Here is an 8,933-nt window from a genome sequence, read left to right as displayed (position 1 = left end):
TTGGCGGCCGACCGAAGCGCGTCCGGGAACCCCGGCGGCATGGAGACGTGGGAGAAATCGGGCGCCTCCCAGAACTTGACCTCGGCGGCCGACACGTGGATCCGCAGGTCCGGGCGCAGCCGGTCCTTCACCCCGTCGACGAGCAGCCCGCCGACATGGTCCATGTGCATGTGGGTCAGCACCAGATCGGTCACGGAAGCGAGATCGATGCCGGCGGCCTCCAGTCGCTTGATCAGTTGCCCGGCCCGCGGCAGGTGCAGGTCCGGGTCGAAGCCCAGCCCGGCGTCGACCAGTATGGTCTGGTCGCCGCTCCGCACCACGACCACGTTCAGCGCCCAGTCGAACGCGTCCGGCGGCAGGAACATGTCCTTCAGCCAGGCCGCCCGGGTAGCGGGGTCGACGTTGTGGGCCAACATCGCGGTCGGCAGCGGCAGGACGCCATCGCTGACCACCAGCACGTCGATCTCGCCGACCCGCAGCGCATAGCGCGACGGAACCAGTTCTTCGGTGCCAGGGTGTGTGGTGTTGTCGATGTTCATTTCGGTCTCCTGCTGAGTGTTGCTGATCATCTGATTCATTTTCAAAATCCTTGTGTTTGAACTCGATATCTGATCCTGGGTGGACTGCTTCCCGGAGGAAGGGCGGTCAATGCTGGTGAGGTGTCCCAGCGGCCGTGACACGCTCATTGCTGGAGTGTCACCATGATGATCTACCGAATTTGACTTACGGCCGCCCCAGAGCGATTGCCGTTGCTGTCGAGCGATTGCTGCTACTCTGCGCGCTCCGCCCAGACGATGCTGCGCAAGGACCTACAGGTCGGTCACACGCTCCGGATCGGCCGATGCCAGGGCGGCGGCGCGCTGGGCTCGGGGCGGGTAGATCCAGACCGTGTTGATCTCGTGCTTGGTCTTCTTTGCTGGCGCGCCGACCATCTCGACCTTGCGATCCCAGCCTCGGGTGAAGAGGGCGCCGGCCTCGCCCAGGTCGAGACAGGTGACGTATGCCTTCTGGGCATACGGCTTGGTCGGAACACCCAGGAGCTCGGCCGCGGCATTGTTGCCAGCAAAGGCGCCCATCCGCGTGGCGTGCTGGCACGACATCAGTGCGTAGTTGCCGAGATCGTCGCATGCCGCCCTGGCGGCATCGCCGGTGGCAAAGACTCCCGGTACCGAAGGCACGCGCAGGTCGCGGTCGACAAGCAGCCTGCCGAAATTATCTCGCTCGGCCGGGATCTGTGCGGTCAACGGGGCTGCGCGCATGCCGGCCGCCCAGATCACCGTCGCGCTTTCGATGCGTTCGCCGTCGGCAAGCGTGACGCCGGCTTCGTCCAGCGCCGCAACACCGACACCGAGCCGCGTCTCCACGCCGAGCTTGCGCAGTGCGTCCTCGATGACGGGGCGGGGGCCCGCGCCCATGTCGTGGGCGATCGCATCGTTACGCTCGACGATGACGACGCGCGCCTTGGCACTGTCGCCGAGGATCGCACGCAGACGCGCCGGCATCTCCGTTGCCACCTCGATGCCCGTGAAGCCGCCGCCGGCAACAACGACGGTGTCGCGCCCGCTGCCTGCCGGACGATCGGCCAGACTGTGCAGATGCCGGTCGAGCGCGATCGCGTCGTCGAGCTGGTCGACGCTGAAAGCATGCTCGGCGAGTCCGGGAATATTCGGTCGGAACAGCCGGCTGCCGGTCGCCACGACCAGCCGATCATAGGAGATCGTCTCACGGGCGCCGTTGGCGGTAACGAATTCCACTGCGCGGGATCTGGTGTCGATCGCCTCCGCGCGGCCCTGGGTGTAGACGACGTCGATGGCCTCGAGGACGCCCTGAAGCGGGGCCGTCAGTGTCTCGGGCTTCGGTTCATAGAGCCGCGGGCGAACGACAAGCGTCGGCTCCGGTGCCACGAGCGCGATCTCGAGCTCCTCGGGTGAGACGCCCTTGATGTCGCGCAGGCGGGCGGCGGAAAGTGCGGCGTACATGCCAGCGAAGCCGGCGCCAATGATGACGAGTCGCATGGGGTCTGCTCCAGTGAACGAGTTTTTCTGGAAGGCGCACGTCGCCGCTGCCGGTCCTCATGGACGGCGAAGCTTTCGGATCGACGGTGACGCGAGGACGAAAAGCGGAGGCGCCAGGCCGTCATGAACGACGGCAGCTCGGCATTGGCGACGCCAGCATCCATCGGGCACATGCCTTGATCTGGGCGAGCGCTGGCACGGCGATGCCCTTCAGATCCTCGATGACGCCGATGTCAGGGAATGCTTCGTCGCGATGTGATCGCGAAATCGCTGATTGCGGTGATCCGGCCCATCATCTGTCCCCGTCTTGTCGTTGATGATGGCCGAAATCTACTGAGCGGGGTCCGCAGCTGCGCCAGAGCGATTGCTGTGCTTGCAGCGCGATTGCTGCTAACGCATGCGTCGCCGCCAATCGCTCGGGCTATCGCCGGTCAGCCGCCTGAACGCCGCGGCGAAAGCTGTCTGAGACGAATATCCAAGCGCGATCGCGACGGCGACGACCGATGCGTCGGTGTCACGCAGCATTGTCATGGCCTGCTCGAGCCGGTGCTGGCGCAGCCAGGCATGAGGTGAAAGCCCGGTGCTTTCCTTGAAGGCGCGACAGAAGTGGAAGCGCGACAGGCCGGCATCCGAAGCCAGGGCAGCGAGGGAGAGGTCGGCATCGCTGTCGGAGCGCAAACGTTCGATGGCGCGGAGCAGCACCCTCGGCGACAGTCCACCCGTGGTCGGCTGAAATGTGGTTGGCGAGCCGGTGTGCGCAACCAGGAGGCGCGTGGCCAGGAGGTCAGTCAGCTGTTGCCTGAACAGCGCATCCAGGGCCCCGGCACCCTCCAGCGCATCGGCCGCGCTCAACACCAACCGGGATGTAATCGGGTCGGGATGCGCCGTTCGCTCCAGGAGATCGGTCGCTGTGACAGCATCGGCTTCCTCGGCAACGCGCTTGAGGGTCGTGTGAGGAACATAGAGCTGAACGACGTTAACCGGTTTCGGGATATCCCATCGGGAGCTCGATCCTTCGGGGATGATTGTCACAACCCCGGGACGAAACGTTCCAATCGCGACCGATCTCCCTGACCGCCGCTCCATGCGCTGCATCGAGCCATTGTACGCCATGATGACGTGGTGGCTCATGGGCCTCACGACGTCGTGCAATGGTCCATGTTTCCAGTGGGTGATGCCGCCACCAGAGGTGTCCAAAGCCATGCGCAATGGTGTGGTCCCGAGCACGCGGGCCATCTCCACATCGGCAAGACGCTCGTCCGCAATCCGCGCGTCGCTCCGGCTGGCCTCCAGCGCGGCCGGCGGATCCTCCTGTGAAGGTACGCGCAAGTCTGGCTTACTCACGGGCATATGCTCGCATCGGGCTTGAGGATGGCTGGCCTAAGAGCGGTGCTAGGCTCTGAGCCAATCGCCAGAACAGAGATTCATTTCGATCCTCGAACGAATTTGACGCGATCCACGGAAACATGAACCAGATAGCTCGATATCATTTCTCATTCGAGCGCTCGGTCGGAACTATAAAGTAAATTCGCGCCGAACAGGCCGATTTGGACGGCCGGTTTTCGCAGTATCAGATGTCTGCGGCGAGCTGCTCGCGGTCACGTCCGCTTCAGGGAGCTGGTCTCCATGGCCGGTTCCAGGAGCGTCTCGGGCGCTGGGCTGGCCAGGAAGGCCTTCTCCCGGCCGGCTTCGGTTGCGTCCCCTTTGGAGAACCGAGGGCGACGACCGGAAATGGCGCACCCCAGCCGGGCCAGGCCGGCGGAAGAGTGAGAAGCGGCCCCGGCGCGCAACAGGCGTCCGGAGTGCGGCTTTATCCCGCCCTCCCAAGGCATCCGCCTGACCACGGCGACAAATACTCTCCAGATGTCTGTGGAATACCGGTGGCTCTCAGGACGTCAGAAATGTGAGACGGGCAATTGCAGCCCGCTTCGGTACCACGGTTCTGGAGTTTCTGATGCGTATTCGTTCTGCTGCGACGCTGCCCATCGTGGCCGCTTTCGGACTGCTCTACGCCACGGCCGCAAGCGCCGCCACCTGGGGGGATCTCAAGGACGTCTCGAAGCCGCAGTTCATCACTGTCAAGGACAATGGCGGCGGACACGGCGGCGGGAATGGCGGGGGCAACGGAGGCGGTAACGGCGGTGGGAATGGCGGCGGGAATGGCGGGGGCAACGGAGGCGGCAACGGCGGTGGGAATGGCGGCGGGAATGGCGGGGGCAATGGGGGCGGCAACGGCAGTGGAAAAGGGGGAGGCAACGATCGCGGAAGCAGCGGCGGCAAGGCTGACAGCAACGGCAGCGGCAACGTCGGCGGGACAGCCAGCAGCACCGGCAGCGGCGTCGACAGCTCCGGGGATGACGCCCCCGGCAACAGCGGCAAGATCAGAGGCACCCGCCATGAAATCGGTATCGCCAGCTCGACGGATGACACGGACGGCCCCGGCCGCAGCGGCAAGACCAGGGCTATGAGGCCCGGCAAGGCCGACACCATCTCGCTCGACGACGACACCACCGCTGCGCTCGCCGGCTCCGGCTGGTCGCCGACCGTCGGCAACGGGCCGTTCCGCAATCACGGGGCGCGTGTCTCGGCCCTGGTCAGCCTGGCCAAGGAGCTTGGCTACAGCGCCAATGTCGGCGCCATGCAGGCGAATTTCGGCACGCCGCAGGAGACGGGGATCCGTGACCTGCAGGAACGGATCGCCGATCTCAAAGCCGACCCGACCACGGATCCCGCCCTGATTGATGCGCTCGAGGCCGAGCTCGCCGACCGGATCCAGCAGGTCAAGCCCGGCTCAGGGCCAGCCGGCGACTGGGAGACGACCAATCTGGACGTCGACGGCAACGGCGTAGTCGACGACCATGACCTGGCGCTTGCCCGGGAAGGCTTCCGCCCGTTCGACTGAGGGAATGATAATCTCGCGGCGGGCCTCAGGCTCCGGGGCCGTTGGCGATTCCGCCCGTCTTCAGATGGGCTCTCAATCCGTCAGGATGTCGACGATGATGCCGGTGGCGATGGCCATCAGCACCACGTCGGACCCGACCATGTAGTAGTCATAGCCGTCGTAGCGGGGCAGCCGGGCCAGCAGGTCTGGCGGCAGGCCCCGCTTGGCAATGCCCGGCGGCAGCGGCTTGCCCCGTGCCACATTGCGGGCGATGCCGGGCGGCAGCGCCTGTGCCTGCGGCCAGCCGCCGTAATAGTCGATGATCAAGTCGCGGTCCCGCGGCTGGAACAGCACCGCCGGCGTGCCGGCATTGCCCTGGCGGTGGGACTTGCCCAGGCCTTGGCCCGGGTTGCCGGGCACGATAACGGTCTGCTTCTTGCCGCGGCCCTGTCCTTGGCCCTGCCCCTGCCCCTGCCCTTGACCATGGGGGGCCGCCATGGCGGCGGGATCGGCCGTCAGCAGGCCGAACGCGGCGGCCGCAAGCAGCAGGGTCCGGACCGCGCCGGTCGTCGGCATTCTTGGAGTCAAAGTCTTCACCCTCGTGCCAAACGCGGCTTCGTCAGTCGAACCGCAGTGGGACGTTGATACTGATGCCCGGGGTCGGGGCGATGCAATATGGCGGCTCGACATAGACCGGAGCCGGGCTTCGACAGGTTCGCCGACACCCAAAAAGGGGTTCCGGTCTCCCTGTTCTTCAACTTACGATGCACGTCAACTCTCACTGAGCGCTACCACCCGACACCAGCGCTCAAGCCCGGCCCGGTTCTCCCCCTCCATGCTCCGGGTCGGGCTTTGCCCACGCAGCGCACCCTCCGGGTGCTGGGCGCGATGGCTGGTTGCGGCATCCTCCATGCGGGCCACGCCGGTCAGGAGGGCGATTCCGACGAGCTGGCATGTGTCCGGGTTCGAGGCGTCGTCGCGCTGCACCTGGCGAGCACCCAGAGCCACGTGTCGCTCAGCCTGATCGAGATGCCGCTCCAAAAGCGCTCGGTCTATGGACGAGCATAACCCAGCGCGCCGACACGACCTTCACTCCACACGGCAACCGCTTGATAGCAGGTCGCTCCGACGGACGCGCTTCCCTCGGTGCGGCCGGGCCGTGCACAATACCAGCGAACGAGGGGAGCCGCCGCGATGTGTAACCTCTATGCCGTGAACACGAGCCAGGACGAGCTGCGCAAGCTTGCAGAGGCTCTGGATGTGGACCTCGGCAATTTTTCAGGCATGGCATCGGTGTTTCCTGATTATCCGGCACCAGTGCTGCGGCTCGACGCCAATGGGAACCGGCGTCTGGAGATGATGCGCTGGGGTTTTCCCCCGGTAGGTCCGAACCCGTCCTACGTCACGAACGTGCGTAGGCTCGACAGCAACTACTGGAAGGGCTGGCTGAAGCCCGAGTGGCGCGTCATCGTGCCGGCGACCTCCTTCAGCGAGTACATGACCTGCGGCCAGACGATGATGTTGGCGATGCCGGTCTCGTCCTCGAGCGTGGCGAAGATCACCCCGCTCGACGTGCCCGGGCGCTGACGGATCAGCACCAGGCCGGCGGTGGCGACCCAGCTGCCGTCCTTGGCGGCGCGCATCTCGGCCGTGGAGACGATGCCCTCGCCGGCGACGTGCCGGCGGAGGAGGGACATCGGATGCGCCTTCAGGGAATGGCGCAGCGACTGGTAGTCCTGCACGACCTCCTCGCCGAGCGTCATCGCCGGCAGCAGGACCTCCGGCTCGCCGGCGTGCTCGATAGAGAACAGCTTTGCCACCTCCTGAAAGCAGACGTCGGCGGCGACGACGCCGGAGGTCGCAATGCGCCATTTCGCGACGGTCGCATTGGCGATTGGCATGGACGCGTTTCGACCCGTTGCAGTCGTCCAGTATCGAATGCTCTACGGCGCAACTTGACCCGAAATCGGCCGTTCCCGGGGCGATCTGGCGGATCGAAAGCCGACCTTCGTCGGAACCGGGGTCATGAGCCGAGGCGGTCAGTCGTCAGGCCATCCAGGATGTCCAGGCCGGACCTCCATTGAACCCGGATGGGAAGTTACTCATCCGCTCAAGTAGCCGGCGAGCCCTCCCGTGGTGTGAGCGACATGCCAGTCCTGCCAGGCATCGGTAATCTGCAGAAAGCCAGACCAACCCTTCTTGCCCTCGCGCTCGAGCTCCTGCTCGACAGCACGAAACCGATAGTGATCGTACACGTCGAGCACATGGACCATGTAAGCCTCAGCGAGGGCACGGTCGCCAGAGACGATCACCATATTCTCATCGTTCGAGTAGGACGCCTTAAACCCGAGATTATGACTTCCGAGGATGACTGAGCAGTCCGTCGAGAGCGGATCGATTACGACGATCTTGTCGTGAATGATCGCACGGCCCGCGCTCAGTACCTCCTTCCCAGGGTCGCCGACGATGCCTTCGTCCTCGATCCGAGCGGCGCGTACGATCGAGACGTTCTTCTCCCGAAATGTGCTGGGCGACTTGGCCGCGGCCACCTCCTCGTTGTCATCGTCTGCCGATGCCGGTATGTAGTTCGGCATCGCCTGCGGGCTGGATACGGCGCCCATGACGAGGAGCTTGCCGTCCTTGCGACCGATCTCGGTCGCCTCGCCGATGATGCAGTCGCGACCACGCTGACCGGGATAGAAAGCGAGAAAGAAGATCGCTTGTTTGGCCAGCCGCATAAGCCGATAGACATGCTCGAGATCCGGCGGGAGTGGGGGGTTCGGCGACGGCTTCTTGCGCTGCTTCATGTTCGGCGAGAACCAGGTCGTGAGGCTTGCGCCATTTGCGAGCGTCACTGTCTTCGAGGCCGCATTGTCCAGCCGAAGCTGTGCACCTTGCCGGTTCCCAGCCATGTCAGCTGATAGCGGGCGCGGCTCCGGCAACTCGTCCGCGTGAATGCGGTCCCAGTAGTCGTGAAAGATCTTAGCGACCTTATGGTCCTCAATCAGAAGGGCGTTGTTGGTTTGGCCGGCCACGCCCGTCGCGGTCCAGTTCGTACTGCCAGTGAAGACGGCTTTGGGGGTGCCGCCGGGAGACAGATGCACCACGAACTTGTTGTGCCCAATGTGAATGTTGTTGTTGAACATACGCGCCTGGACATCGACTCCGGCCTGCCTGAGGCGTTCGCGTGCCTTGCTGTTGCGCTCGTCCCAGCCCACGCCAGGAGCTTTGCTCTTTCCTGTGTTGGCCAGAATTAGGCGGCAACGAGGGCCGTTGTTGAGTATCAGTTGCTCCAGCTCCTCGTCCTCAAGCTCGTAAAGGCAGAGACGGAACGAGCCGGGACGGGCGAAGAGCTCGCGCAGGAGCGGGAGGACGTCGCCGGCGAGATACTTGCGATGCGGATCCTGAGGGTCGGACAGCTTTTCGATGAGCTCGCCCTTTTTGATTACGCCATCCTCCATGAGGACGTTACGCAGCCATTGTGCGGCCAAGATGCCGTTTGTGAAGGTCAAGCGGAACAGGTCGAGACGGCTGGTGACGAAGATCGAGTTAGTGAGGGTGGCCGGTGCGAGATAGCCGAGCGGACGCGGCCCGCCTTTATAGGCGGGTTTGAGCTTGCCGGTTGCAGGATCCTTGACCTTCTCGCGGCCGTTTGAGGGCACGGGCTCCATGCCGGGCCGCAGATCCCCCACCGGGCGAATCTCATAGCGGACCCGCACGTCCTCGGGCCGTCGTTTCATACCGTCGCGTCTCTTGCGGAGAGTCAGGTCACGCCAGGTGAGCTTCTGGACCGGCCAGACACCAGTGTCCTGCACGTTCCAATCCGGATTGCGTTGACCCTTGAAAGCGACGTAGGCGGCCGTCTTGACCCGATCCTCGCTGCCGTCTGGTCGCCGTGCGGGCGTGTCATCGGGATTGAGGTAGACACGTGTGACCTCGAACCCCAGACAGTCCGGGATCTTTCCGGTGAGCGTCCAAGCGATGTAGGCGACTTCGTTGTTGCAATACGCCCTTGCCTGTCCGATGCCCACCATTCG

7 protein-coding genes are annotated in these 8,933 nt (G+C 64.6%); 1 reads left to right on the top strand and 6 read right to left on the bottom strand.

What is annotated here, in order from left to right; genetic code table 11:
- From KXR53_RS33875 to KXR53_RS33865, 3 genes are all read right to left on the bottom strand, one after another.
- The coding region (locus KXR53_RS33875) for an MBL fold metallo-hydrolase (protein WP_437380037.1) at positions 1-539 on the bottom strand (539 nt) is incomplete at its 3' end.
- A 270-nt stretch (positions 540-809) separates the two neighbouring features.
- The gene (locus KXR53_RS33870) at positions 810-2,015 is read right to left on the bottom strand and encodes an NAD(P)/FAD-dependent oxidoreductase (protein ID WP_437380036.1); all 1,206 of its coding nucleotides are present in this window, start codon (positions 2,013-2,015) and stop codon (positions 810-812) included.
- Between the two features lie 390 nt (positions 2,016-2,405).
- Positions 2,406-3,359, bottom strand: a complete 954-nt coding sequence (locus KXR53_RS33865; protein WP_437380035.1) for a helix-turn-helix transcriptional regulator — start codon at positions 3,357-3,359, stop codon at positions 2,406-2,408.
- Positions 3,360-3,918: 559 nt separating this feature from the next.
- On the opposite strand from KXR53_RS33865, the gene KXR53_RS33860 reads away from it, so the two are divergent.
- Complete coding sequence (locus tag KXR53_RS33860; protein WP_437380034.1) at positions 3,919-4,917, top strand: hypothetical protein; 999 nt, start codon at positions 3,919-3,921, stop codon at positions 4,915-4,917.
- Positions 4,918-4,989: 72 nt separating this feature from the next.
- Here the strand turns inward: KXR53_RS33860 and KXR53_RS33855 are convergent, their stop codons facing one another.
- The 3 genes from KXR53_RS33855 to KXR53_RS33845 all read right to left on the bottom strand — a co-directional run bounded on the left by KXR53_RS33855 (position 4,990) and on the right by KXR53_RS33845 (position 8,930).
- The gene (locus KXR53_RS33855) at positions 4,990-5,472 is read right to left on the bottom strand and encodes an anti-virulence regulator CigR family protein (protein ID WP_437380033.1); all 483 of its coding nucleotides are present in this window, start codon (positions 5,470-5,472) and stop codon (positions 4,990-4,992) included.
- An 854-nt stretch (positions 5,473-6,326) separates the two neighbouring features.
- Positions 6,327-6,797, bottom strand: a complete 471-nt coding sequence (locus KXR53_RS33850) for a hypothetical protein (protein WP_437380032.1) — start codon at positions 6,795-6,797, stop codon at positions 6,327-6,329.
- Positions 6,798-6,998: 201 nt separating this feature from the next.
- Positions 6,999-8,930, bottom strand: a complete 1,932-nt coding sequence (locus tag KXR53_RS33845) for a phospholipase D-like domain-containing protein (RefSeq protein WP_437380031.1) — start codon at positions 8,928-8,930, stop codon at positions 6,999-7,001.
- Positions 8,931-8,933 lie beyond the last annotated feature (3 nt).

Source organism: Inquilinus limosus (genome assembly GCF_051487185.1).
Taxonomy (GTDB): Bacteria; Pseudomonadota; Alphaproteobacteria; order DSM-16000; family Inquilinaceae; genus Inquilinus; species Inquilinus limosus_F.
Note: the sequence above shows the minus strand (reverse complement) of the source record. Positions and strands in the feature narration are given on the sequence as shown.